At 72.3% G+C, this 25,268-nt stretch carries 23 protein-coding genes; 16 read left to right on the top strand and 7 right to left on the bottom strand.

Features of this window, described 5'->3' with window-relative positions:
- Positions 1-71: 71 nt before the first annotated feature.
- The 4 genes from ACMCNO_RS17510 (at position 72) to ACMCNO_RS17495 (ending at position 4,726) form a co-directional block, all read left to right on the top strand.
- Positions 72-896 (top strand): glycosyltransferase family 2 protein, encoded by an 825-nt coding sequence (locus ACMCNO_RS17510; RefSeq protein WP_412750508.1) that lies wholly within the window; start codon positions 72-74, stop codon positions 894-896.
- 140 nt (positions 897-1,036) lie between these two features.
- Complete coding sequence (locus ACMCNO_RS17505) at positions 1,037-3,904, top strand: Hsp70 family protein (RefSeq protein ID WP_412750507.1); 2,868 nt, start codon at positions 1,037-1,039, stop codon at positions 3,902-3,904.
- 9 nt (positions 3,905-3,913) lie between these two features.
- Positions 3,914-4,180, top strand: a complete 267-nt coding sequence (locus tag ACMCNO_RS17500; RefSeq protein ID WP_412750506.1) for a hypothetical protein — start codon at positions 3,914-3,916, stop codon at positions 4,178-4,180.
- Between the two features lie 135 nt (positions 4,181-4,315).
- Entirely contained in the window at positions 4,316-4,726 is a 411-nt protein-coding gene (locus ACMCNO_RS17495) for a VOC family protein (RefSeq protein WP_412750505.1), read from the top strand.
- Between the two features lie 38 nt (positions 4,727-4,764).
- Here the strand turns inward: ACMCNO_RS17495 and ACMCNO_RS17490 are convergent, their stop codons facing one another.
- Positions 4,765-5,517 carry a cyclase family protein gene (locus ACMCNO_RS17490; RefSeq protein ID WP_412750504.1) on the bottom strand — a complete coding sequence of 251 codons (753 nt, stop codon included), beginning with the start codon at positions 5,515-5,517 and terminating at the stop codon, positions 4,765-4,767.
- A gap of 88 nt (positions 5,518-5,605) precedes the next feature.
- Between ACMCNO_RS17490 and ACMCNO_RS17485 the strand changes: the two genes are divergently transcribed.
- The gene (locus ACMCNO_RS17485; RefSeq protein ID WP_412753734.1) at positions 5,606-6,163 is read left to right on the top strand and encodes an aminoglycoside phosphotransferase family protein; all 558 of its coding nucleotides are present in this window, start codon (positions 5,606-5,608) and stop codon (positions 6,161-6,163) included.
- 7 nt (positions 6,164-6,170) lie between these two features.
- Here ACMCNO_RS17485 and ACMCNO_RS17480 read toward each other — a convergent pair whose 3' ends face one another.
- Both ACMCNO_RS17480 and ACMCNO_RS17475 read right to left on the bottom strand, forming a co-directional pair.
- Entirely contained in the window at positions 6,171-6,725 is a 555-nt protein-coding gene (locus ACMCNO_RS17480; protein WP_412750503.1) for a GNAT family N-acetyltransferase, read from the bottom strand.
- On the bottom strand, positions 6,722-7,285 hold the full coding sequence (locus ACMCNO_RS17475; RefSeq protein WP_412750502.1) for a helix-turn-helix domain-containing protein: 564 nt from the start codon (positions 7,283-7,285) through the stop codon (positions 6,722-6,724). The genes ACMCNO_RS17480 and ACMCNO_RS17475 overlap by 4 nt, the downstream gene beginning before the upstream one ends.
- Positions 7,286-7,348: 63 nt before the next feature.
- Here ACMCNO_RS17475 and ACMCNO_RS17470 point away from each other — a divergent pair, with 63 nt between their 5' ends.
- The 3 genes from ACMCNO_RS17470 to ACMCNO_RS17460 are packed head-to-tail and all read left to right on the top strand — an operon-like array spanning position 7,349 to position 11,645.
- Positions 7,349-8,428: a CapA family protein gene (locus tag ACMCNO_RS17470; RefSeq protein ID WP_412750501.1), complete on the top strand. Its 1,080-nt coding sequence runs from the start codon at positions 7,349-7,351 to the stop codon at positions 8,426-8,428.
- Between the two features lie 32 nt (positions 8,429-8,460).
- Positions 8,461-9,180, top strand: coding sequence for a MerR family transcriptional regulator (locus ACMCNO_RS17465; RefSeq protein ID WP_412750500.1), 720 nt, complete (start codon positions 8,461-8,463; stop codon positions 9,178-9,180).
- A complete protein-coding gene (locus ACMCNO_RS17460) occupies positions 9,177-11,645 on the top strand; it encodes a VIT domain-containing protein (RefSeq protein ID WP_412750499.1) in 2,469 nt (822 codons plus the stop codon). The genes ACMCNO_RS17465 and ACMCNO_RS17460 overlap by 4 nt, the downstream gene beginning before the upstream one ends.
- Before the next feature lie 55 nt (positions 11,646-11,700).
- On the opposite strand, the gene ACMCNO_RS17455 is transcribed toward ACMCNO_RS17460, so the two are convergent.
- Positions 11,701-13,509 carry an alpha/beta hydrolase gene (locus ACMCNO_RS17455; RefSeq protein WP_412750498.1) on the bottom strand — a complete coding sequence of 603 codons (1,809 nt, stop codon included), beginning with the start codon at positions 13,507-13,509 and terminating at the stop codon, positions 11,701-11,703.
- 211 nt (positions 13,510-13,720) lie between these two features.
- Here ACMCNO_RS17455 and ACMCNO_RS17450 point away from each other — a divergent pair, with 211 nt between their 5' ends.
- The 3 genes from ACMCNO_RS17450 to pflA all read left to right on the top strand — a co-directional run bounded on the left by ACMCNO_RS17450 (position 13,721) and on the right by pflA (position 19,262).
- Complete coding sequence (locus ACMCNO_RS17450; RefSeq protein ID WP_412750497.1) at positions 13,721-16,105, top strand: phosphoketolase; 2,385 nt, start codon at positions 13,721-13,723, stop codon at positions 16,103-16,105.
- Between the two features lie 173 nt (positions 16,106-16,278).
- On the top strand, positions 16,279-18,516 hold the full coding sequence (gene pflB / locus ACMCNO_RS17445) for a formate C-acetyltransferase (protein WP_412750496.1): 2,238 nt from the start codon (positions 16,279-16,281) through the stop codon (positions 18,514-18,516).
- Complete coding sequence (gene pflA, locus ACMCNO_RS17440; protein ID WP_412750495.1) at positions 18,513-19,262, top strand: pyruvate formate-lyase-activating protein; 750 nt, start codon at positions 18,513-18,515, stop codon at positions 19,260-19,262. Before pflB ends, pflA begins: the two co-directional genes overlap by 4 nt.
- On the opposite strand, the gene ACMCNO_RS17435 is transcribed toward pflA, so the two are convergent.
- Positions 19,263-19,802, bottom strand: a complete 540-nt coding sequence (locus ACMCNO_RS17435) for a hypothetical protein (protein WP_412750494.1) — start codon at positions 19,800-19,802, stop codon at positions 19,263-19,265.
- Between the two features lie 43 nt (positions 19,803-19,845).
- On the opposite strand from ACMCNO_RS17435, the gene ACMCNO_RS17430 reads away from it, so the two are divergent.
- From ACMCNO_RS17430 to ACMCNO_RS17415, 4 genes are all read left to right on the top strand, one after another.
- A complete protein-coding gene (locus ACMCNO_RS17430; protein WP_412750493.1) occupies positions 19,846-20,145 on the top strand; it encodes a type VII secretion target in 300 nt (99 codons plus the stop codon).
- A 21-nt stretch (positions 20,146-20,166) separates the two neighbouring features.
- A complete protein-coding gene (locus ACMCNO_RS17425; protein WP_412750492.1) occupies positions 20,167-20,886 on the top strand; it encodes a hypothetical protein in 720 nt (239 codons plus the stop codon).
- Between the two features lies 1 nt (position 20,887).
- Positions 20,888-21,235: a hypothetical protein gene (locus tag ACMCNO_RS17420; protein WP_412750491.1), complete on the top strand. Its 348-nt coding sequence runs from the start codon at positions 20,888-20,890 to the stop codon at positions 21,233-21,235.
- Positions 21,236-21,401: 166 nt separating this feature from the next.
- The gene (locus ACMCNO_RS17415; protein ID WP_412750490.1) at positions 21,402-22,373 is read left to right on the top strand and encodes a hypothetical protein; all 972 of its coding nucleotides are present in this window, start codon (positions 21,402-21,404) and stop codon (positions 22,371-22,373) included.
- Positions 22,374-22,521: 148 nt separating this feature from the next.
- On the opposite strand, the gene ACMCNO_RS17410 is transcribed toward ACMCNO_RS17415, so the two are convergent.
- Both ACMCNO_RS17410 and ACMCNO_RS17405 read right to left on the bottom strand, forming a co-directional pair.
- Positions 22,522-23,358, bottom strand: coding sequence for an IS5 family transposase (locus ACMCNO_RS17410; protein ID WP_412750489.1), 837 nt, complete (start codon positions 23,356-23,358; stop codon positions 22,522-22,524).
- 221 nt (positions 23,359-23,579) lie between these two features.
- On the bottom strand, positions 23,580-24,227 hold the full coding sequence (locus ACMCNO_RS17405; protein ID WP_130512921.1) for a response regulator: 648 nt from the start codon (positions 24,225-24,227) through the stop codon (positions 23,580-23,582).
- Between the two features lie 149 nt (positions 24,228-24,376).
- Here ACMCNO_RS17405 and ACMCNO_RS17400 point away from each other — a divergent pair, with 149 nt between their 5' ends.
- The gene (locus ACMCNO_RS17400; protein ID WP_412750488.1) at positions 24,377-25,237 is read left to right on the top strand and encodes a universal stress protein; all 861 of its coding nucleotides are present in this window, start codon (positions 24,377-24,379) and stop codon (positions 25,235-25,237) included.
- Positions 25,238-25,268: the final 31 nt, after the last annotated feature.

Below are 25,268 nucleotides of genomic sequence, written 5' to 3'. Positions count from 1 at the left end.
CCGGCAAAGCTTGCCGTTGGCTTTAACGCCGCTTGAGGTTGGCTTGAGGTTCGGCTCCGAACTACAGGGGCATGACCGCCACGCTGATCGCTCACCCCGCCGCCGCGCCGAAGCCCGCCGACGTCGCCCGGCTGTGGAGCCCCGCCGAGGCGGGCGTCGAGCTGACCGTCGTGGTCCCCTTCTACAACCCGGGGATGGCCCTGCGCCCCACGGTCAAGCGCATCGCCGCCAGCCTGCAGGACGCCGGCGTGGGCTACGAGATCGTCGCGGTCTCCGACGGCAGCACCGACGGCTCCGAGCAGACCCTGACCGGCATCCCCGGCGTCCGGGTCATCGCCAACCCCGTCAACCAGGGCAAGGGCGCCGCGCTGCACACCGGCTTCGCCGCCGCCCGCGGCACCTGGGTCGGCTTCATCGACGCCGACGGCGACATCGACCCCGCCCACCTGCTGCAGTACCTGCAGGTCGCCCGCACCAGCAACCCCGCCGGCGTCTACGCCGACAAGCGCCACGCCCTGTCCACCAGCGGCGCCACCGGCTTCCGCAAGATCGTCTCGATCGTGTACTCCACGCTGGTGACGCTGCTGTTCCTCCTGGGCATCCGCGACAGCCAGACCGGCTGCAAGATCTTCCGCCGCGACGTCCTCGCCGGCCTGCTCCCCAGCCTGCGCGAGCGCCGCTTCGCCTTCGACCTCGAATTCTTCGTCGCCGCCAAGGCCGCCGGCATCCGCAACTTCATCGGCGCCCCGGTCCGCCTCGAAGCGCGCACCGCCGGCTCCACCGTCGGCCGCAGCGCCATCCTCCGCACCATCCGCGACACCTTCACCATCTACGCCCGGCTGCGCCGCAACGAGTACGCGCCGGTCGTTCGCAAGGACCTGGCCCTGGCGGCCTGACCGTCGGTTCCCCCACCGACCAGGGGCGGTGTCCGCGGGCTTCCCCCCGTTCCGCGGACACCGCCTCTGCTTTTGATCCGAAGTGTCAGCTTTTCACCTGGTCCGTTCCGGCTGCGGATCATCGCGCTGACAATCCAGAAATGGGCTACGGGCTCGGCGTGGATCTCGGCACCACGCACACGGCAGCGGCGATCGAGGTGGACGGGCACATCGAACCCGTCCACCTGGGCAGCCGCCGACCCGAAATCCCGTCCGTCCTCTACCTGCGCGACGACGGCGACATGCTCGTCGGCGAGGTCGCCCAGCGGCGCGGTGACGTGGACCCACCCCGGCTGGCCCGCGAGTTCAAGCGGCGCCTCGGCGACCCCGTGCCGGTCCTGCTCGGCGGCTCGCCCTTCTCCGCGCACGCGCTGACCGCCCGGCTGCTCACCCACGTCGTCGAGACCGTCAGCCGCAGCCAGGAGGGGCCACCCGAACGGATCGTCGTGACCCACCCGGCGAACTGGGGGCCGTACAAGCGGGAGCTGCTGACCCAGGCCGCCCAGCTCACCGACGTCGGCGCCGTGACACTGCGCCCGGAACCCGAGGCGGCGGCCGTGCGCTTCGCGGCCACCACCCGCGTCACACCCGGCGAGATCGTGGCCGTGTACGACCTGGGCGGCGGCACCTTCGACGCGGCGGTGCTGCGCAAGACCTCGGACGGCTTCGCGCTGCTCGGGGAGCCGGAAGGCATCGAACAACTCGGCGGGATCGACTTCGACGAGGCGATCGTCGAACACGTACGGAACACGCTCGGCACCGCACTCGACCGCCTCGACCTCGCCGACGACCGCGTGACCGAGGCGCTGGTGCGGCTGCGCCGCGACTGCGTCGAGGCCAAGGAGAACCTGTCGTACGACACCGAGGCTGTCCTCGGGGTGGCGCTGCCGCAGCTGCACACCCGGGTCCGCATCAACCGGGCGGAGTTCGAGACGATGATCGGCCCGGCGCTCGGTGACACCGTGGCGGCGCTGCGGCGGGCACTGCGGTCGGCCGGGACCCGGCCCGAACACCTGCGGTGCATCGTGCTGGCCGGCGGCTCCGCGCGGATCCCCCTGGTCACCGAACTGCTGGCAGAGCAGTTCGAGCGGCCCCTCAGCCTGGACGAGCAGCCGGAACTCGGCATCGCCCTGGGCGCCGCCCGGCTCAGCGGCCTCGGCCGGGAGCCCGGCCGCGACCGGGCCGCCGCGTCCGCGCCCGGCGGGAAACCGACAACCCCACCGGCGGAACTCCACGCGGCGCCTACCCCGGCGGCCCCGGCGCCGGACCTCAGCCTGGCCGCCCTGCCGCAGCCCGAATCGGCGGGGCCCGAGCCGAGCGCGTCTGCCACAGACGACCGGCCGGCCGCCGAGGATGCTGCGCGGCCACCCGGCCGTACCGGCACCACCGGCAGGGGGCGCCGCACCGGTACCCGCCCGGGGGCGCGTCGGCGCACGTACCGGTGGACCCTGGCCGGTGGCGTGGTCGCCCTGGTCCTGGGGGTCACCGCGGCCGTGGTCTGGGTCCGCGACGACAGCGGGTCCGCCTCGGGCGGATCCGCCGCGAGCGCGTTCGCGGCGGCCACCGTGCTGTGGCGTCACACCACCGGCAGCGCGCCGACCGGGCCGCCCACGCTCACCGCGGAGCGCGTCGTGCTGGGCGGCGCCGACGGGGTGATCCGCGCGTTCCGCCGCACCGACGGGCGGCCGGCATGGACCTACCGGGCCGCCGCCCGGGTCGCGGTCGCGGCCCGGGCCGCCGGGGACACGGTCCTGGCGACCACGTCGGCCGGTGAGATCCTCGCGCTCGACGCCGGGTCCGGCGCGCGGCGGTGGAGCCGCACCACGGGCACCACCATCGACGCCGCGCCGACCGTCGGGGGAGACCACGGCTACGCGGGTGGCCGCGACGGCGTCCTCTACCGGTACGAGGTGGCCGCCGGTCAGCACCGCACGCGGATGCAGACCGGGGGCCAGATCCGCACCGCCGCCGCGGCCCGGGGCACGGCCACGGTCGTCGCCTCCGCCGACGGGCGGTTGTACGGGGTCGACCCGAGCGGACGGCAGCGCTGGCGGACCCGCGTCGGCCCGATCGCCGGGGCGCCGCAGCTGGCGGGCGACACCGCCTGCGTGCCGGTGGCCGACGGCTCCCTGCGCTGTGTACGTGCCACCGACGGGGTGCCGTCCACCCGCATCGAGTTGCCCGGCTCCCGACTGGCCCGGCCGGTCGGCGGCGACGGCGTGGTGTTCGCCGCGAGCGCCGACGGGAGTGTCGGGTCCTGGGACGCACACACCGGGGCCGCCCGCTGGCGGCTGCCGCACCCGCAGCGGTCGAGCTCCTCCGGGTTCCCGGCCGTGCGGGCGGACGAACTGAACATCGCCTACCCGGACGGGCGGCTGCTCGGCGTCGACGCGGACACCGGGTCCCCGCGCTGGGAGCTGACGGTCGCGGACAGGTTCGGCGACGCGCCGTCCGGCGACGCGGCCGGGCTGTTCGCGGCCAGCGCGACGGGAACGCTCTACGCCGTGCGCCCGCCCGCCACGGCCCCGGCGGCCTATCCGCCGACCGCTGCCGGGACCTCGGCCGGTCCGTCCGGCTCCACCGGAACCCTCGTGAATCAGGCGACGCCGCCGGGCCCGGCCGGGGCGACCGGAAGCGGAACCGGCGATGGAACCGGAAACGGCACCGAGGCCGGGGCCGGTGACCGGAACGGGACCGTGCCCGGCTCGGCCGCGCCGGGGCCGGACGCCGCGACGTCCACGCAGCCCACGGTGGCGCCCACGCCCACCGCCGGTACCGGGCCACCGACCGCGACCCCGACCACGGAGCCGGAGCCGGAACCGACCGTGACCTTGAGCCTTCGGCCACCACGTGACCCGGTCCCGCGCACCGTACGCCCGACCTTCGATCCCGACATCGAACTGACGCCGCGGCACCCCTTCGGGGGCCTCGTGCCCCCGAACGTTTCACGCCCCCGGCCGGGCGGGTAGGCGCCGGGTATGCCGATCGGAGCGCAACCTCCGGGCCGGCGCGGGACGGTGGGCCACCCGTACAGTGCGCTGAATCTGCGTCTGGTGCTGGCGCTGTTCGGCGTCGTCGTCTGCTCGGTGCTGGCCGTGCTGCTGTGGCGCGGCGGCTGGACCCTGCCCGCCTGGCTGCTGGCCGCCTGGGCGCTGGTGGCCGCGGTCGACGCCGTGGTGGTGCAGTTGCGCCGCCGCGCCCGGCGGCGCGCCGAGGGCGACCGCCACCACTCCCTCTTCGAGTAGCGGGCGCGCGGTAGCCGTCTTCACCACGCGAGGCCGGTTCGGCGGGTTCGCCGGCTGCTCACCGAGCCGGTGGCTGGCCGAGGAGTTCCGAAACGTCCAAGACACCACTGCAGCGGCCGTGCCAGGCTCGCCGTCATGACTGACAAGACGCCTGCCCCGCAGGTCTGGCCCACGCTGCGCGCCCGCAACGCCCGGGAACTGATCCGATTCCTCGTCGACGCCTTCGGCTTCGAGCAGGCCGCCGTCTACGGCGACGGCGACCGGGTGGACCACGCTCAACTGTCCTGGCCGCTCGGCGGCGGGATCATGCTCGGCAGCGTCCGGGACGCCCCCGACGATCCGTGGCCGCTGCCGCCGGGCAGCTTCGGCGCCTACACCGTCACCGACGACCCGGACGCCCTGTACGCCCGGGCGATCGCCGCCGGTGCCCGCCTGGTCCAGGACCTGCACGACACCGACTACGGGTCGCGAGAGTTCATCGTCTGCGACCCGGAGGGCAACCGCTGGTCGTTCGGCACCTACCGCGGCGAGCCTGTCACCGGCTGACTCGCGGTGCCGGCACCGCTCGCCGGTTGACGGCGAGCTCAGCCGGGCGGCGGCAGGACCCCGTAGATGATCGCGGTGGAGCCGGACCCGTTGCGGTTGATCTGCCCTCCGCACAGGACGTACGCGCCGGTGGCGGGCAGGGACGCGAGATTGGCGAGGATCTCCAGGCTGATCCGGCGCCGCCGGTAGAGCAGCCGGGAGACCGCGTACGAGGTGTCGGTGCCCAGGTCGGGCCCGAACGTGTCCGTGCCCAGCGCGCCGTTACGCCCGAGCCGCCCGGTGTCCACCAGCCACCGGAGCGCCGCCATCGAGAAGCCGGGCTGGTGCCGGGCCCCGCCGGCGTCGTACTGGTGGAAGGCGTCCGTGCCCCAGCGCGTCTCCCAGCCGGTCCACATGATGACGGCGGCGCCGTCGGGGATGCGGCCGTGCGCGCGTTCGAAGTCGCGCAGGTCCGCCACCGTCAGCGCGTAGTCGGGATCGCCGGCGCACCGGTCCCGCATGTCGATCTTGACGGCGGGCAGGAAGAGGTCGTTCGGATCCAGCTCGTCGGCGAGTGCCTCGCCCGCGGTGAAATGCCCCGGGGCACCCCAGTGGGTGCCGGTGTGCTCGCCCATCCGGACGTACTGCAGGTGATAGCCGTCGTCGGGGATGGTCGCGACCGTCTCCAACGTGAACGGTGGATCACCGGGGAACAGGCAGGTGGTCGCGGGATCGTGGACGTGTGACAGGTTGACCAGCGTGATCCCCTCCAGTGGAGCCCACGGACCGCTGCCGTCCTCGTGGTGGCCCATCCGCCCTCCCTGTCCATGATCGCGAGAGGAACCTTAGTTCGTTCGCCGCGGCGTACCCGGGCGTCGTAAGGTGCTGCACTTGGACCAGATGGTGCCGGACACCCTGCCGGTCGGGACGACGCTGGGCCGGATCGCCGCGGCCCGGCCCTGGCTGGCCGCACTGCCGACATTGATCGTGCAGGTCCGCGAGCGGTTCGGGGTGCGGCTGGGCCCGCCCTGGCATGCGGGCAGCTGCAGCTGGGTGGCACCGGCCGAGCTGTCCGACGGCACACCCGCCGTCGTCAAGATCGGCTGGCCACACCGCGAAATGTACGGCGAACCCGTCGCCCTGCGGCATTGGGCGGGGCGCGGCGCGGTCGAACTGCTGGCCCACGACCCGGACCGGCACGCCCTGCTGTTGCAACGGGGCATGCCGGGCACCGCGCTGGGTGCCATGCACACCCCGGCGGGGCAGCGGCTGAGGCCCGCCGGGGTGCTGCGCGAACGGCTGGCCCTGCTGGCCGGCGAGCTGGACCTCCCGCCGGAACGGATCGTGGCGTGGGGGCTGGCGCGCCGGGTGGAGTCGGCACTGTGGAGCGCCGCGCACGGCGATGTGCCGGGCGGGGCGGCCGACCTCGCCCGGGCGCGGATCCTGGCCGGACTGTGACCGCCGGTCAGGCCGCCCCGACCGGCTTGAAGAAGAAGCTGCAGTCCCGCAGGGACCCGGCCGGCTCACGGGCGTAGTCCGGCACGATGCCGTAGCGCCGCCAGCCCGCGGCCAGGTACAGCCGCTCGGCGGGGCTGGCGGTCTCGGTGTCCAGCAGCAGCAGGGTGATGCCGGCGCGGACGGCCGCGTCCTCGGCGGCGGACAGCAGCCGACGGCCGAGCCCGTGGCCGCGGTGCCGCCGATGCACGGCGAGTTTGACCACCTCGGCGCGGTGCCGGGCGTTCGCCTTGGCCGCGTACGCGAGGCTGATCGTGCCGCTGATCCCCGCGGGACCGCGCGACACCCAGACGGCGAGGCTGCCGTCGGCGAGCGCGCCCCGCTGGGTTCGCCACCACGCGGCGGCTTCGGCCCGGCTGAACGGGGCGACGAACCCGACCGAGGCGCCCCCGGCGACCGCGTCGGCCAGCACCTCGGCCAGCTCGGGAACCGCGGCGTCGAAGCGTTCGGGGCTCAGGCGTTCGATCACGTGCGGCACGGTGGTCTCCGGCGCGCGGGTCGTCACGGCAGGACCACGAAGACCGCGTAGCGCACCGACGCGACGCCCGGGTTGCGGAACCGGGTGCCGCCCCAGAGCCGGAAGCGCAGGCACTCCCCCGCCCCGATCTCGTGGCGGCGGCCGTCGTCGGTGAGCTCCAGCGTCCCGTCGAGCACCCACACGTGCTGTTCGAGGCCGGGCACCGGCGGCGCCTCGTACGCGATGTCCGCGCCCGGACGCAACCGCCCCTCGACGACCTCACCGCGCAGGCCCGGGCGCGGCGGTGAGATCAGCCGGCGGGTGAACCCGGACGTCTCGTCGTGCCACACCGGCTGGTCGCCGCCGCGGACCAGCTCGGCCGGGGCCGCCTCCACCTCCGCCAGCAGGGCCGACATGGTGCGCTCGTACGCGGTGCACAGCCGCCCGAGCAGCGCGGCGGTGGGGCTGATCTCGCCGCGCTCCAGCCGGGAGAGGGTGGAGCGGCTGATGCCGGTGCGGGCGGCGAGATCGTCGAGGGACCAGCCGCGCTCGGCGCGCAAAGCGCCCAGCCGCACGGCCAGCCGGTCGTCCACCGTCTCTGCTCTCATATCGGGGATCCTATCCCATATTCGAGACAGTACCGAGGCGCGGATCCGGCCTAGCGTGGGGAGGTGGCGAGTCTCGCCCTCTGCGGCGACGTGATGCTCGGGCGCGGGATCGATCAGATCCTCCGGCATCCGGGCACGCCCACCCTGTGGGAGGCGTACGTGCACGACGCGCGCGACTACGTCCGCCTGGCCGAACGGGCGAACGGGCCCGTGCCGCGCGGCGCGGACCCGCGGTGGCCCTGGGGTGACGCGCTGCCCCACCTGCTGGACGCCGACGTGCGGGTGCTCAACCTGGAGACGGCGGTGACCGCAGGCGGCACGCCGGACCCGGGCAAGGGCATCCACTACCGGTTGCACCCGGCGAACCTGGACTGCCTGGACGCGGCCCGTCCCGACGTGTGCGTGCTGGCCAACAACCACGTGCTGGACTTCGGCGCCGACGGGCTCGCGGACACGCTCGACGCGCTGCGGGCGAGCGGCCTGCGCACGGCCGGGGCGGGCGCGGACGCCGCCGCCGCGTGGCGCCCCGCACCGGTCGCATCGGCCACGACCCGGGTGGTGGTGCTGGCCGCGGGGCTGCCCTCCAGCGGCATCCCGGCCGGGTGGGCGGCCACGGACGGGCCGGGTGTCGCGTACGTGCCGGAGGCGTCCGACGCCTGGGTGCGGCGGATCGGGGCGGAGCTCGACGCGGTGCGCCGCCCCGGGGATCTCGTCGTGGTCAGCCTCCACTGGGCAGGCAACTGGGGCTACCAGGTGGGACCCGAGGAGCGGCGCTTCGCGCACGCCCTGATCGAGGGCGGGGCCGACGTCGTGCACGGGCACTCGTCACACCACCCGCGGCCGGTCGAGGTGCACCGCGGACGGCTGATCCTGTACGGCTGCGGCGACCTGATCAACGACTACGAGGGCATCGGCGGGCACGAGCGGTACCGCGCCGACCTGCGGCTGGTGTACCTGGCGGAGCTTGCCGACGGCACGTTGAGCGGGCTGCGGATGGTGCCGCTGCGGGCCCGGCGGCTGCGGTTGGAGCACGCCACGGCCGGGGAGACGGCCTGGCTGCGGGACACCCTCGACGAGATCTGCGGACCGTACGGGACCCGGATCGGCGCCGGGAGGGACGGAACACTGGCGGCCCGTATTTGACAGTGACATATGACAGTGTCATTGTGGTGGGCATGTGGACGATGGACGAGCTGGTGGAGCGCGTACGCCTGGCCCTGGCCGCGCAGTACCCCGGCGCACCCAACGGCCGCATCCGGGACCTGCCCGACCGCCGCGCGATCCGGTGGTACGCCACCACCGGGCTGGTCGACCGCCCCGCCGCGATGCGCGGCCGCACCGCGCTGTACGGGCCCCGCCACCTGCTGCAGCTCGTGGCACTCAAGCGCCGCCAGGCGGCGGGGTGCAGCCTCGCCGAGATCCAGGCCGAGCTGGCCGGGGCCGGTGACACACAGCTCGCCGAGATCGCCCAGGTTCCGCCGGAGCTGCTGACGACGGCCGACCCCGCCAGCGCCGACCCATCCGCCGGCGCCGATCCGCCGCGGACCCGGTTCTGGGCGCAGGCACCCACCGCGGTATCGGCATCAGCGCTGGCGGCACCGGCACCGGGCCGGGAAGCGCCGGCGCCGCCCGGCAGGGTCCAGCCCGAAGCCAGACCGGCTCGGTCTCAGACCCGGCCGGTTCCCGCATTTCAAGGTCTGCCCACACCGGACGTGACGGCGCTGCCCGCAGCGACGCCGCTGGCCGGGGTGGCGCTCGGCAGCGGGGTGGTCCTGCTCGTGCCCGGCAGCCCGCGCGACACCGACTACCCCGACATCGCCGCCGCCGCCCAACCCCTGATCGACCTGCTTGCCGCTCGCGGCCTGCTCGCCACCAACGATGGGAGTCCCCGATGACCTTCTCCGTCCTTCCGCTGAGCCAGGCCGACCTCGACCGGGCGGTCCGCCCGAGGATCGACGGCGGCGTGGGCATCCTGCTCACCGAGCGCGGCAACCTGCCCCTGGACCGGCTCGACGTCCAGGCGGCGATCACGGGGCTGGTCGCCCACACCGTGGTGACCACCGAGTTCGTCAACGTGCACGACACCGCCCTGGAGGCCACGTACGTCTTCCCGCTGCCGGACCGGGCCGCGGTCACCGGCATGACCATGACGGCCGACGGCCGCACGGTCGAGGCGGAGTTGCAGGAACGCGGGGCGGCCCGCCAGCAGTACGACCGGGCCGTCGCGGCCGGGCAGCGCGCCTCGATCGCCGAGGAGGAACGCCCCGACGTGTTCACCATGCGGGTCGGCAACATCGCCCCCGGCGAACGGGTGACCGTGCGGCTGCGGCTGGCCGGGCCGCTGCCGTACGAGGACGGGGCGGCGACCTTCCGGTTCCCGCTGGTGGTGGCGCCGCGCTACATCCCCGGGGCGCCGCTGCCGGGACCGGCGGTGGGCGACGGGCACGCCGACGACACCGACGCGGTGCCGGACGCGTCCCGCATCACCCCACCGGTGCTGCTGCCCGGCTTCCCCAACCCGCTGCAACTCTCGATCGGCGTCGACATCGATCCGGCCGGGCTCACGCTCGGCGAGGTGCGCTCCAGCCTGCACACCGTCACCGGCACCGAGGGCCGCCTGGAGATCCAGCCCGGCGAGCGCGCCGACCGCGACTTCGTCCTGCGCCTGGCCTACGCGGGCGCCACGCAGGCGGCGATCGCGGTGCCCGACGCCGACGGGGAGCAGGGATCGTACCAGCTGACCCTGCTGCCCCCGGCGGACGCCGCCGCGCCCGCCCGGCCCAAGGACGTGGTGCTGCTGCTGGACCGCTCCTTCAGCATGGAGGGCTGGAAGATGGTCGCCGCCCGGCGGGCCGCCGCGCGGGTGGTCGACACGCTGACCAGCGCGGACCGGTTCGCGGTGCTGACCTTCGACAATCAGGTGGAGCACGTCGGCGAACTGGGCACCGGGCTGGTCCAGGCCAGTGACCGCAACCGGTTCCGCGCGGTCGAACATCTGGCCCGGGCGACCGCCCGCGGCGGCACGGAGCTGCTGACGCCGCTGGACCAGGGGCTCACCCTGCTGCACACGGCGGACGAGGGCCGCGACCGGGTGCTCGTGCTGGTCACCGACGGTCAGGTCGGCAACGAGGACCAGATCCTCGCGGAGATCGCCGGGCTGGTCGGGACCACCCGGGTGCACGCGGTGGGGATCGACCGGGCGGTCAACGCGGGCTTCCTCGGACGGCTGGCCGCGCTCGGCGCAGGCCGCTGCGAGCTGGTCGAGAGCGAGGACCGCCTCGACGAGGCGATGGAACACATCCACCGCCGGATCGGCTCGCCCGTGGTGACCGACCTGAGCGTCCACGCCGACGGGCTGGCGACCGTGGAGGACACCCGCAGCCCGTACCGGCTGCCGGGTCTCTACCCCGGAGTGCCGCTGGTGATCACGGGCCGGTACACCGGCGCCGCCGCGGGCTCCTTGACGGTCAGCGGGCGTACCCGCGACGACCGCCCGTTCACGGCCACGGTGCCGGTGCAGCGCCGCGCCGAGTCCGCGGTGACCGCGCAGTGGGCCCGGGCCCGGCTGCGCGATCTGGAGGACCGGTACGCCGCCGGCGAGCACGACCTGGAGCCGCAGATCGTGTCGACCTCACTGCGCTTCGGCGTGCTGTGCCGGTTCACCGCGTACGTGGCGGTGGACGCCCGGGTGGTGACCGCCGACGGCACCCCGCGGCGGGTCACCCAGCCGGTCGAGCTGCCGTCCGGGTGGGCGTCGCCCGCCGTCGCCGACGCGATGGTGCCGGTGCTGCGCCTCGGCGCCGCGCCGCCCGTCGCGCCCGCGGCGCCGATGGCACCGGGGTTCGCCCCCGCCCGGGGCTCGGCGCGCGCGGCCGGTCCGGCAGAGCCTTTCGCCGCCGATGCGGCCCCGGCGCCTTTCGCGGCCGATGCGGCACCGGCGTCGCCGGGGCCTCCCCCGCCGTCCGGTCCGGCGCGGACCTTCGCGGCCGTGCCGTCGGTGCTGCGGCTGCCCCGCGGCCACGGCGGGGGCGCCCGGCGCGAGACCGCGGCGTCGCGCACCGAGGCGCTGCACGACATCCTCGCGGTGGAGGCCCGCCGGCTGCGCGATGCCGGGGACCTGTCCGCGGTCGAGCGTCGGGATCTGCTCTCCGACCTGGCCAGCCGGCTCGGCGTGCTGCTGGCGGAGATCAACGATCCGGCGGTGGAGCCGCTGCGGGCCCTGGTCGCCCGGCTCAACTCCGGCGAGGACCTCGACACCCGGTGGCGCGCGGCACGGGAGGTCCTGGACGCGTTCCTCGCCGGGCACGACAAGGCGGACCGGCCCGCACGGGGAGGCCGGTCGGCGTTCTGGAAGCGCTGAGCGCCGAAGGTGGGTGCCCCGCCCGGAGGCACGAGGGCGGGGCACCCGGTCCCGGTCAGCCGGCGAACGGCGTACGGTCCACCGGCGGCAGCAGCTTGGCCTCGCCCGGCGCGGGCAGGCCGTGGGCGACGATCTCCTCGGGGGTGGCGGTGCTCAGGTCGAACGGCGTCCCGGCGTCGTCCTTCTCACCCTGGTCGATCACCCTGGTGAACGGCTGGGCGTCGCCCTTGCACACCGTCGACGCCTTCGGCAGCTCCCGGTACAGCAGGTACCGGTCGACGGCGCTGGTCGCGCACGACGACGTGCCGTACGCGGTGTGGCCCCAGTTGTCGCTGCGCAGCAGGCGGCTGTTGGGCAGCAGCTCGGCGGCCTTGACCGCGTCGCGGTAGTTGGTCGCGGGGTCCCAGTAGCTACCCACGATCAGCACGGGGCGGGCGGTGCGCCGGTTGAACGGCCCGGTGTAGGCGTCCTCGTCGCGCACGGTCCAGGCGTTGCGGGCGCACGGCACGCTGGCCCAGGCCCAGGCCCGCCCGAAGTAGGGGGCGCGCCGGTCGGCCGCGGCCGCCTTGCGGGCCCAGCCCTTCGCCGACGCCGGGTGCCGCCCGTCGGTGCACATGACGGCGGCGTACGCCTCGAGCGAGTTGTCGTACGGGAATCCCCGGCCGGCACGCCGCGCGACCAGCCGCTGGCGCAGCGAGTCCCGGGCCACCTCGATGTTGTCGCCCGGCAACGTGGAGCGATGCCCGGTCAGCGTCCACAACTCGGCCGCAATCTGCGCCAGGACGTCCGCACCCTGGGGGTCGTACAGGCTCTCCAGGGCGATGCTGACGAACGCGGCGTAAGTGAGACGCATGCCGCCGATGCGCAACGGCTCGGCCTTGAGCCGGCCGGCGAGGGTGGCGAACCTGCGCACCGTGTCCGGGCCTGCGAAGGCGCACTTCGTGCTGCCGGCGCGCTCACAGCGGTGCAGCACCTCGATCAGCGCCCGGTACGCGCCGTCGGCCGAGCGCAGCCGCTCGTCCTGGTTGGCGTTGCCGGTCTTCTTCGTGCCGACCCAGGCACGCGGGTTGATCGTGCCGTCGACCGCGAGCGCCCGGAACCGGTCCGGGAACATGTTGGCGTAGTACTGGCCGAGCGCGGAGCCGTAGCTGAAGCCGAGGTAGGTGAGCTTGTCGTCGCCGACCGCGCGGCGCATGACGTCCATGTCGCGGGCGACCTCGGCGGTGCTCATCGCCCCGGCCAGTTCGCGGCCGGTGGTGGAGCAGCCGCGGGCGAGCTTGCCGGCCGACCTGACGTAGGACTTCACCTGCTTGGCACCCATCGGGAACGGCAGGGTGTTCAGCGTCTTGAGGGCGCGCGTCTGCGGGGCGGCGGAGTCGAAGCACTGGACCTGGTCGCTGGTGCCGATGCCGCGCGGGTCCACGCCGACGATGTCGAAGCGCTCCAGCAGCGTGTCGCTGAGGAACTGCGGCGCGGCCAGGGCCATGGAGGTGGCCGACGCGCCCGGGCCGCCGGGGTTCACGAACAGGCTGCCGATCTTGCGGTCCTGGTCCTTCGCGCGCACGCGCACCAGCCCGAGGGTGACCTGGCGTCCCCGAGGGTTGTCGTAGTCCAGCGGCACCTGCGCGGTCGCGCACTGGGCCCACTGGTAGCAGGAGTACCAGTCCAGCTTGGGGGCGGGCACCCGGTCGACCCGGCGCGCCTCGGCGGGGCTGGTCTTCGCGGAGGGTGCCGCGCCGGCCGCGGCCGTGGGCTCCGGCGGGGCCGCGGGAGCGGCGGCAGCGGCGGTGAGCGGGGCGGCGAGGCCGCCAGCGATGATCATGCCCGCGGCACCGGCGGCCAGCAGGCGAGAGGAGAGCAGCAAGGCGGAACCTTCCAGGCGCGGCGCCCCGTTCGCGCCAGATACCACAAAGGTACGGATAAAGCCGGTATTTCCTGAGGGCGCAACGGTGTGACCGTCCGGACCAGCGCGGCGGGACCTCCGGCCCTGATCGCGGTGAACACCGGCCGAAAGCATGGTGGCGGTTCCCCCGAACGGGGCACCGCACCGCGGCGCATACGGGAGGATCACGAGCATGACCTCGACGCAAGCCCTGCAAGGGCCGCTGACCGACGACGAGCTACGCCGGCTCGACGCGTACTGGCGTGCGGCGAACTACCTCACGGTCGGCCAGATCTACCTGCTCGACAACCCGCTGCTGCGCGAGCCGCTCAAGCCGGACCACATCAAGCCCCGGCTGCTCGGGCACTGGGGCACCAGCCCCGGCCTGAACATGATCTACGCGCACACCAACCGGCAGATCGTCAACCGGGACCTCAACGCGATCTACATCATCGGTCCCGGCCACGGCGGCCCGGCCATCGTCGCGAACACCTGGCTGGAGGGTACGTACAGCGAGCTGTACCCGTCGGTCAGCCAGGACGAGGCCGGCATGGCCCGGCTGTTCCGGCAGTTCTCCTTCCCCGGCGGCATCCCCAGCCACGTGGCACCCGAGGTGCCCGGCTCGATCCACGAGGGCGGCGAGCTCGGCTACTCGCTGATGCACGCGTACGGTGCCGCGTTCGACAACCCGGACCTGACCGTGGTCTGCGTGGTCGGCGACGGCGAGGCCGAGACCGGCCCGCTGTCGGCCAGCTGGCTGTCCAACGTCTTCCTCAACCCGGCCCGCGACGGCGCGGTGCTACCGATCCTGCACCTCAACGGCTGGAAGATCGCCAACCCGACCGTGCTGGACCGCATCGACGAGTCCGACCTGATGGCCCTGTTCACCGGCTCGGGCTACGAGCCGATCATGGTCAGCGGCGACGAGCCCGCGCTCGTGCACCAGAGCCTGGCCGCCGCGATGGATCAGGCGCTGGACACGATCGCGGCGATCCAGCGGCACGCCCGCAGCACCGGTGACGGCACCCGGCCCCGCTGGCCGATGATCATTTTGCGGACGCCGAAGGGCTGGACCGGCCCGCGCGAGGTCGACGGCATCCGGGTGGAGGGCACCTACCGCTCGCACCAGGTGCCGCTGCCCGGCACCCGCGAAAACCCGGAGCACCTGGCCCAGCTGGAACGCTGGCTGCGCTCGTACAAGCCGGAGGAGCTGTTCGACCCGATCGGCGCGCCGGTGGCCGAGCTGACCGCCATGCCCCCGAAGGGCATCCGGCGGATGAGCGGCAACCCGCACGCCAACGGCGGCGAGCTGCTGCGCGACCTGGTGCTGCCGGACTACCGCGACTACGCGGTCGAGGTGCACCACCCCGTCCACCCGACCCGGGAGGCGTGCCGGGTGCTGGGCGAGTGGCTGCGCGACGTGGCCCGGGCGAACCCCGACCGGTTCCGGCTGTTCGGTCCCGACGAGGTGGCCTCCAACCGGCTGGGCGCCGCGTTCGAGGTCAGCGACCGGGCCTTCACGGCGCGCACCACGGAGTACGACGAGTTCCTCTCCCCCGACGGTCGGGTCATGGAGGTGCTCTCGGAGCACCTGTGCCAGGGCTGGCTGGAGGGCTACCTGCTGACCGGCCGGCACGGCGTGTTCACCAGCTACGAGGCGTTCATCCACGTCGTGGACTCGATGCTCAACCAGCACGCCAAGTGGCTCAAGACCACCAACGAGATCCCGTGGCGGCGCCCGATCGCCTCGCTCAACTACCTGCTGTCCAGCCACGTGTGGCGCCAGGACCACAACGGCTTCTCGCACCAGGACCCGGGCTTCATCGACCATGTGGTCAACAAGAAGTCCGAAGTGGTCCGGGTCTACCTGCCGCCGGACGCCAACACGCTGCTGTCCACCATGGACCACTGCCTGCGCAGCCGCCAGTACGTCAACGTGATCGTCGCGGGCAAGCAGCCCGCACCGAACTGGCTGACGATGGAGCAGGCCGCCCTGCACTGCCGCCGCGGCCTGGGCATCTGGGAGTGGGCCAGCACGGACGCGGGCAGCGAGCCGGACGTGGTGCTGGCCTGCGCCGGCGACGTGCCGACCCTGGAGACCCTCGCCGCGGCCGACCTGCTGCGCACCCACCTGCCCGACCTCAAGGTACGGGTGGTCAACGTCGTCGACCTCATGCGGCTACAGCCCGAGAGCGAGCACCCGCACGGCCTGTCCGACCAGGAGTTCGACACGATCTTCACCACGGAGCAGCCGATCGTCTTCGCGTACCACGGGTACCCGTGGTTGATCCACCGGCTCACCTACCGGCGGACCAACCACGACAACCTGCACGTGCGCGGATACAAGGAGGAGGGCACCACCACCACGCCGTTCGACATGGTGATGCTCAACGACCTGGACCGCTTCCACCTGGTCATCGACGTGATCGACCGGGTGCCCGGGCTGGGCTCGCGGGCCGCGCACCTGCGCCAGGCGATGGTGGACGCGCGCCAGCAGGCCCGGGCGTACACCCGGACCCACGGCGAGGACGACCCGAAGATCGCGGAGTGGACCTGGCCGATGGATGACCCCTCCTGACCCGCCACCCGGCGCCAGGATCCCGGGCCGCGCAGCCCGGGGTCCTGGCGCCGCCGCCTTCCCAGGCCCCCGGACATGCGCGATCAGGTCCGCAGATCCAGGGGACGGGACCTTCGGCCGTGTCCCGCGCGGGCGGCCGGTGGAGATGCTGGAGATGGACACGAGGAGGGGCAATGCAGGCTGAAACGCACGAAGCCTGGCGGGGGTTCGAAGGCCAGAGCTGGCGTCCGGCGATCGACGTCGCCGCATTCATCCGAGACAACGTGACGCCGTACACCGGCGGGGCGGAGTTCCTGGCCGGCCCCACCGAGCGCACCCAGCGGATCTGGACGACGTTGCAGCAGATGTTCGTGGAGGAGCGCGAGCGGGGGATCTACGACGTCGACGCGCACACCCCGTCGACCATCACCTCGCACGCCCCGGGCTACCTGGACCGCGAGAACGAACTGATCGTCGGGCTGCAGACCAGCGCCCCGCTGCGCCGGGCGATCATGCCCGCCGGAGGGCTGCGCATGGTCGAGGGCGGGCTCAAAGCGTACGGCTTCACCATCGACCCGGACGTGAAGAAGATCTTCTCCACGTACCGCAAGACCCACAACGACGGGGTCTTCGACGCGTACCCGGCCGACGTGATGGCGGCCCGCCGCTCGCACATCGTCACCGGCCTGCCCGACGCGTACGGCCGCGGCCGTATCATCGGCGACTACCGCCGCATCGCCCTGTACGGCGTCGACACCCTGATCGCCGAGCGCCGCGCGCTCAAGGCCGCCGACGACCGCCTCTCCAGCGAGGACGTGATCCGCGAACGCGAGGAGCTGGCCGAGCAGATCCGCGCCCTGGGCGAGCTGAAGGAGATGGCCTCGTCGTACGGATTCGACCTGTCCGGACCGGCCACCACCGCCCGCGAGGCGATCCAGTGGCTGTACTTCGGCTATCTGGCCGCGACCAAGGAGCAGAACGGCGCGGCCATGTCGCTGGGCCGCACCTCCACCTTCATCGACATCTACCTGCAGCGCGACATGGCCGAGGGCACCCTGGACGAGACCGCCGCCCAGGAGCTGATCGACGACTTCGTGATCAAGCTGCGGATCATCCGGTTCCTGCGCACACCCGAGTACGACGAGCTGTTCTCCGGCGACCCCACCTGGGTCACCGAGGCGATCGGCGGCATCGGCACCGACGGGCGCCCGCTGGTCACCCGGACCAGCTTCCGCTACCTGCAGACGCTGTACAACCTCGGGCCCGCCCCGGAACCCAACCTGACCGTGCTGTGGTCGCCGCTGCTGCCCGAGGGGTTCAAGAAGTTCTGCTCCCAGGTGTCGCTGGACACCAGCTCCATCCAGTACGAGAACGACGACCTGCTGCGGCCCGCGTACAGCGACGACACCGCGATCGCGTGCTGCGTGTCGGCGATGCGGGTGGGCAAGGACATGCAGTTCTTCGGGGCCCGGGCCAACCTCGCCAAGGCGCTGCTGTACGCGATCAACGGCGGCCGCGACGAGATCACCGGCGCGCAGGTGGCCCCGCCGAGCCCGCCGCTGGAAAGCGACGTGCTGGACTACGAGGAGGTGATGGCGGCCTACGACAAGACCCTGGACTGGCTGGTCGAGACGTACGTCGACGCGCTCAACGTGATCCACTACATGCACGACAAGTACGCGTACGAGCGGATCGAGATGGCCCTGCACGACCACCCCGTGCACCGCTTCCTGGCCACCGGCATCGCGGGTCTGTCCGTCGCCACGGACAGCCTGTCGGCGATCAAGCACGCGCAGGTCAAGGTGCTGCGCGACGCGGAGGGCCACGCGGTCGACTACCAGGTGGACGGCGAGTACCCGACGTTCGGCAACAACGACGACCGGGTCGACTCGATCGCCGTGGATCTGGTCGAGCGGTTCATGGACAAGGTGCGCCGCCAGCCGACGTACCGGGGTGCCGAGCCCAGCCTGTCCGTGCTCACCATCACCTCGAACGTGGTGTACGGCAAGCACACCGGCAACACGCCGGACGGCCGGCGGGCCGGGGAGCCGTTCGCGCCCGGGGCCAACCCGATGAACGGGCGCGACAAGCACGGCCTGATCGCCGCGGCGCTGTCGGTGGCGAAGCTGCCGTACCGCAGTGCCCGCGACGGCATCTCGCTGACCGCGACCGTCACGCCGGACGGGCTGGGCCACACCCGCGAGGAACGGATCGACAACCTGGTCGGGGTGCTCGACGGCTACACCGACGCGGGAGGCTTCCACCTCAACGTCAACGTCCTGGACCGGGCCACCCTCGAGGACGCGATGGTGCACCCCGACCAGTACCCGCAACTGACCATCAGGGTCTCCGGATACGCCGTGAACTTCGTACGGCTCACCGCGGAACAGCAGCGCGACGTCATCTCGCGCACCTTCCACGGTGCTCTGTGACGCCAGCACTGAAACAGATCGTCGGCGCCGTCCACTCCTACGACGTGTCCGTGGGGGTGGACGGTCCCGGCACCCGGTTCGTGGCGTTCCTCGCCGGTTGTCCGCTGCGCTGTCTGTACTGCCACAGCCCGGACACCTGGTACCGGCGCAGCGGCACCGCCACCACCGTGGACGAGCTGATGGAGAAGGTCCACAGGTACGAGCGCTTCGTCAAGATCGCGCGCGGGGGTGTCACCCTGTCCGGCGGCGATCCGCTGCAGCAGCCCGACTTCGTGCGCGCGGTGTTCCAGGCCTGCAAGGACCTGGATCTGCACACCGCGCTGGACACCAGCGGCTTCCTCGACGAAAGGGCGGACGACGCCCTGCTGGCCGCCACCGATCTGGTGCTGCTGGACGTGAAGTCCGGTGACCAGAAGACGTACCAGAAGGTGACCAAGACCGGGCGCCTGGCGCCGACGGTCCGCTTCGCGCACCGGCTGGCTGACCGTGGCATCCCGATCTGGGTGCGCTTCGTCCTGGTGCCCGGGCTCACGGACGCCGAGGACAACGTGGCCGCGGTCGCCGACATCGTGGCCGCGGTGAGCACGGTCGAACGCGTCGAGGTGCTGCCGTTCCACACCCTCGGTGCGCCGAAATACGCGGCACTCGGGCTGGACTACCCGCTCAAGGACACCCCGAGCCCCAGCCCTGAACTGCTCGACCGGGTACGTGGGCAGTTCCGCGATCGTGGCCTGGTGGTCACGTGATCAGCCAAGCAGGGCGCGGATCTCGGCGGCGAACGCCGGATGCGCAGCGGTGATCAAGACCGAGCCACCGTCGGTCGAGGTACGGGCCTGGATGATCCGGGGAATGCTGCCCAACACGAACGGCCACGGTGCGGCCACTACCGCGACGAACCCGCCGAGCAGCAGTGGTGCGAGTGCCAAGCTCGGCCCGTCCATCGTCGCGCGTATCCCGAACGCGGCGAGCACAGCCAGCACACCGCCGAAGAACATGACGGATGCGACGCCCAGACCCCACCCCCGGGTCCGGGCACAGCGCCGGCACAGCGGCCAGTCCGTGAGCCGGGTCACCCGCGCGGCGCCCGCGTGCTCGGCCACCCGGCCGGCGGTTGCAAGCACATTGCCCAGGTTTGCCCGGTTGCCGGTCACCTGGGGCCGCGACTGCAGCGCGAACCGCACCCGCTTCACCGCCGGCTCGCCGTGCCGCACGCAGTGATTCAGCCCACCGGTGACGGCCGCCAGCCGCGGGGCGGGGATGACCAGGTCTTCTCGAGCAGCACTCACGGTGGGGTATCCTGCCACGCTCGCAGCTGGGAAAGGGGGCGGGATGTCTTTCAAGGCGAACCCGCAGGGGATCCGCGAATTCGGGGCACAGATCGGCGGGCTGACCGACGACAGTGGCGCCGCAGTGACGTACGTCCATAGTTGGCTGGGCATCGGCTATGCGGAGGGGCGGATGTTCGCCACCGTGGTCGAGGCGGCCACGAACGCCCGGGAGAAGCTGACCGCCAACTACCAGCGGCTGGGCGCGCTGACGACCGCCTCCGCGACCGAGCTGGACAAGGCGGCCCGCCACTACGAGACGACCGACCGCGCTGCCGCCGAGCGGCTCGACAGGACCTACTGAGCCAAGGAGGAGCGGACGGCGATGGTGGTAAATCCCAGCGACGAGCTGACCCAGCCCAAGGGGCACGACCCCGTGCCCGACCTGGCCGAAAACATCGTTGGTTTTACCCAATACATCAGCGTTTCATACTGGTTGGGGTGGGCGGCGGAGCACACCCTCGGCCTCAACCCGTGGCAGTGGGTGGCCGACCAGTACGCCGGCGACTGGAAAGCGATCCAGGAGGCCGGGCTGGCCATCCAGAACCTCGCCGAGTTCAACGCGGCCTTCGCGGGCAGCGTGAAATCCGGCGTGCAGACCGTGGCGTACGACTGGAGCGGCAACGCCGCCACGGCGGCCGCGGGATACTTCACCGGGCTGGCGAGTGTCCTTGATCAGCAGGCACCAGATCTCAAGGCATTGGGCCAGGAGTTCATCACGATGTCCACCGGCATGTATGAGGCCGCCAACTCCATCAAGGGACTGATGGAGACGCTGACGGACCTGCTGATCGCGATAGGCCTGGAGGCGGCCGCAGCCGCGGCGTCCAGTTGGACGCTGGTCGGTCCGGTGCTTGCCGGCGCCGCGGCGGCCGCCACGATCACCAAGGCGATCGGGGTCTGGGGTCAGGTGATGGAGGTGCACAACCACGTGTGGAACGCCGTGCAGGCCTTCACCGGCCTGGTCGCCGGCTACCTCGGCGGCCTGCACGGACTCGACACGGTGCCGTTGCCGGCCGGGGACTACGACCATCCGGGAGTCTGAGATGTCGCACGACGAGGCCGAACCACTGCTTGACGTGGCGCAGGGGGATCCTGCCCTGTCCCAGCACCTGCGCAACTCGCTGCGCCTGTTGCGGGACCGCGCCGACGATGCGGAGTTCCGTCAGCTGGCGGACGACATCCTGGCGGGTCGGCGTGGTCTTCGCGAGGCTATCGCCTCGCCCGCTCTGGCGCGCGTTCTCGATCCGCGCGTGGACGAGTTCGCCGAGCGCTATGACCAGCTCTCCGCTCAGGAACGCGCCGAGCTGGCCGCCGAGGGCGAGCGGCAGTTCGGGGACCTGCGTGAGCAGCTCGCGGAGCAGCAGCGCCGACGCGACTCCGGCGGCCACTGACCTGGCACCGGCCAGCGCCTCGTACCGCACCTCGGATGCCGGCGGACCGGCAAGGGTCCAAAGCCTCTAGTTCCCCTGAACGCACGCTCAGTACGGTCCCATCGATCGATCCATATCGATGGCTCTGCACACCGAGGTGCGGAGATTCTCGAAGGGGGAACGACTCATGGTTCATCAGGCGCACGCCGGTGGGGGCCGGCGCATCGTCCGCGCGATCGTCGCGGGCCTCGCCGCGATGATCACGATCACGGCGCTCGCGGTGGCGCAACCCGTCGCCGCCAGTGCCGCGCCGCCCACCGCGGCCTGGACCGGCTGGGTGCCGGTGCCGGGCGGCGGGACGACGGCCGACCAGCCCGCCACCGCCGTCTACAACGACATCCAGTACCTGTTCGTCAGGGGGACGGACAACAAGATCTACACCCAGGCCGCCGATGGCGTGTTCTGGTACGGCTGGCGTGAGGTGGCCGGTGGCGGCGCCACCCCGTCCGCTCCCGCGGCCACGGTGTACCAGTCGCAGCTGCACCTGTTCACCCGCGGCACCGACGACCGGATCTACCTCAACCGACTCAACGGCAGTACCTGGTCCGGATGGTCGCAGGTGCCCGGCGGCGGGACCCGCGGCACGCCGTCCGCGGTGGTCTACCAGAACACGCTGTACCTGTTCGTCCAGGGCACGGACAACCGGGTCTATGTCAACCGCGACAACAACGGCACCTGGAGCGGCTGGTACCAGGTGCCCGGCGGCGGCGCGACCCCGTCGGGCCCCGGCGCGGCCGTCTACCAGAACACGCTGTACCTGTTCGCCCGCAGCTCGGACGGCCGCCTCTACGGCAACTGGCTGTCCTCCAACGGCGTATGGAGCGGCTGGTACCCGGTGCCCGGCAACGGCGCCACCCCGTCGTCGCCGGCTCCCGTGGCCTACCGCGGTTCGCTGGGCCTGTTCGTCCGCGGCACGGACAACGCGATCTACGTCAACGCGCTGACGAACGGCGCGTGGAGCGGATGGTCCCAGGTGCCCGGTGGTGGCGCGACCCCGTCCGCCCCCGGCCCCGGCGTGTACCAGGGCTCGCTGGACCTGTTCGTCCGCGGCACCAACAACAGCATCTACCTCAACCGGACCGGGCCGCCCGCGTCCTGATCCCGCGAAAGGCTGATCCGATCTGCCGCCCACCGCGGCAGAGGCCCGGGACCGGTGGTTCGACCACCGGCCCCGGGCCGCCTCGCACCGATCACCGCCGGCGGTCTCAGAGGACGTCTGATTCACGTAGTTTGAGCGTTATGTGGTTTTAGCCGTATCGCCAGGTTGGGGTGGTTTCGGCGGTGAGGCGTTTGGCGAGGTTGTCGATCATCGCGATGGTGATCATGCTGGCTGAGTTGTCGGGTCGGGCTTCGTAGTCGCGCACGAGTCGGCGGTGCTGCATGATCCAGCCCAGGGTGCGTTCGATGACCCATCGCCGTTTGACCACACTGAATCCCTTGACCTGGGGATCCTTGGTGACGATCTCGACGTCGACGCCGAGTGCTGCGCCGTGCTCGACAACGCGGTTCTTGAAACCGGCGTCGACCCAGGTCTTGGTCAGGGTGGGGTGGGTGGTGGCGGCTTGGTTGAGCAGGTCGATGCCGATGGCGTTGTCGCTGATGCTGGCCGCGGTGACGAGAACAGCCAGCAGCAGGCCGAGAGTGTCGGTGATGATGCCGCGTTTGCGGCCCACGATCTTCTTGCCGGCGTCGGTGCCCTGGGTGGCGGCGGGGACGTTGGTGGAGGTCTTGACACTTTGGGTGTCCATGATGGATGCGGTGGGTGTGACGGTTCGTCCGTGGTGGTCGCGGACCAGGCCGGTGAGGTTGTAGTTGAGTTCGGTGAAGATGCCTTCTCTGCTCCAGGCGGCGAAGTAGCCGTAGACGCTGCGGTACGGCGGGAAGTCGTGGGGCAGGTAGCGCCACGGGATGCCGGTGCGGTTGACGTACAGGATCGCATTGAAGATCTCCCGCAGCTCGTGTTCGGCTTTACGGCCGCCGACGCCGGCGTCGGTGCGGGCCCGGCGCCAGGCGGCGAGCCGGGGTTCGATCAAGGCCCAGCGGGCGTCGGACAGGTCGGACGGATAGGTTCGTCGTTCAGGCATGACGCTGACATACGACGCCGGTCGGCCGGTGGTGCGCACGAGGTGTCCGTCGATTCCATGATGAACATGAACCAGACACGATTGAGGGATGAAAGGGCGTCATACCAGGTCAGACGCCGATCGCCTGCAAGCGGGCATTTGGGTTCGTTCGGGCAGGCCAAGCGGACTGCGTCGATATATGAAACCGCTCGCGTCACCGCCAAAGCGAATCAAACGTCCAGTCAGAGTGTGTGCGGGTGCTCCCCCAGCAGCCGGGTGGCCAGCACCGCCGCCTGGGTGCGGCGCTCCAGGCCCAGCTTGGCCAGCAGGCTGGAGACGTAGTTCTTCACCGTCTTCTCCGCCAGGAACATCCGCCCGGCGATCTCCCGGTTGGTCAGGCCCTCGGCCACGTACTCCAGGATCCGGCGTTCCTGCTCGGTCAGCGAGGCCAGCTCCCGCGGCTGCTCCACCCCGTTGCGGATGCGTTCCAGCACCCGCTGGGTGACCGCCGGGTCGAGCAGCGACTGCCCCGCGGCGACCCGGCGCACCGCGTCCACCAGGTCGGTGCCGCGGATCTGCTTGAGCACGTACCCCGACGCACCGGCCATGATGGCGGCGAACAGCGCCTCATCATCCTCGTAGGACGTGAGGATGAGCCCCTTGATCGACGAATCGATCGCGCGCACGTCGCGGCACACGTCGATGCCGTTGCCGTCGGGCAGGCGCGCATCGAGGACCGCCACGTCCGGGCGCAGGGCGGGAATGCGGCGCGCGGCCTCCTGGGCCGAACCGGACTCGCCGACCACCTCGATATCGCCCGCCGCGTGCAACAGGTCGGCCAGGCCACGCCGAACGACCTCGTGGTCGTCGAGCAAGAAAACTCGGATCATTGCTCTTTCCTACCCTGCCGATGTTCCGATGACCAAGGGACGAAGGTCCCGGGCGGGCCGGACGGCCCGTCCGGACGGGACCAGGCGCCCTGACCGGCGGGCACCCGGCGGCCGAGGATCAGGGAACAGACGTGGAAAGGGGCCCGGTCATGCCCGAAAAGATGATCATAGTCGGGTACGACGGCTCGCCGGACGCCCGGGCCGCCAGCCGGTGGGCCCTGGACGAGGCCGAGCGCACCGGCGCACCGGTGCAGCTGTGCTGCGCGTACGAGTGGCCGACCTGGTCCCCCGCCGCCGCGACCGTCCCGGTCCCCGCACCGTGGCCGGACCCCGAGACGGAACGCGCCATCGCGGGCATGCTCGAGCGTGCCGCCGCTACGGCCCGGCTCAGCCACCCCCGCGTCGACGTGTCCACCTCGGTCGCCCACTCCGGTGCCGTGCTCACCCTCATCGAGCGCTCCGCCCACGCCAGCCTGGTGGTCCTGGGCAGCCGCGGGCACACCGCGGTCGGCAGCCTGCTCGGCTCGGTCAGCGTCGGGGTCAGCGCCCACGCGCACTGCCCGGTCGTCGTGGTGCGCGGCGACAGCGACCCGGCCGCACCCGTCGTGGTCGGGGTCGACGACTCCAACTGCACCCCGCCCGCGCTGGCGTTCGCGTTCACGCAGGCCGCCGCGCGCGGCACCGGGCTGCACGCCGTCCACGCCTGGACCCCGCCGGACAACGGCGAACCGCCCAGCCCGCGGGTGAGCGAGGCGGAGCAGAACCGGCACCTGGCCGCGCTGGTGGACGCGTGGCGCGACGCCTATCCACAGGTGCCGGTCACCCCCGAGGTGGTCACGGGCGATCCCGCGCACGCACTGGCGCACAGCAGTGAAGCGGCGCAGCTCGTCGTGCTCGGCACCCACGGCCACGGCGCGTGGCACGGCCTGCTGCGCGGCTCCGTCAGCCAGCATCTGCTGCATCACTCGCGGTGCCCGGTGGCGGTGGTCCATGACCTCGCGCACGTCTGAACGACGGACGCACTCTGCACGCCACCCGGGC

The organism is Krasilnikovia sp. M28-CT-15 (genome assembly GCF_047159595.1).
Taxonomy (GTDB): Bacteria; Actinomycetota; Actinomycetes; order Mycobacteriales; family Micromonosporaceae; genus Actinoplanes.
The sequence above is the reverse complement of the archived record's forward strand: the minus strand, read 5'-3'. Positions and strand labels throughout refer to the sequence as shown.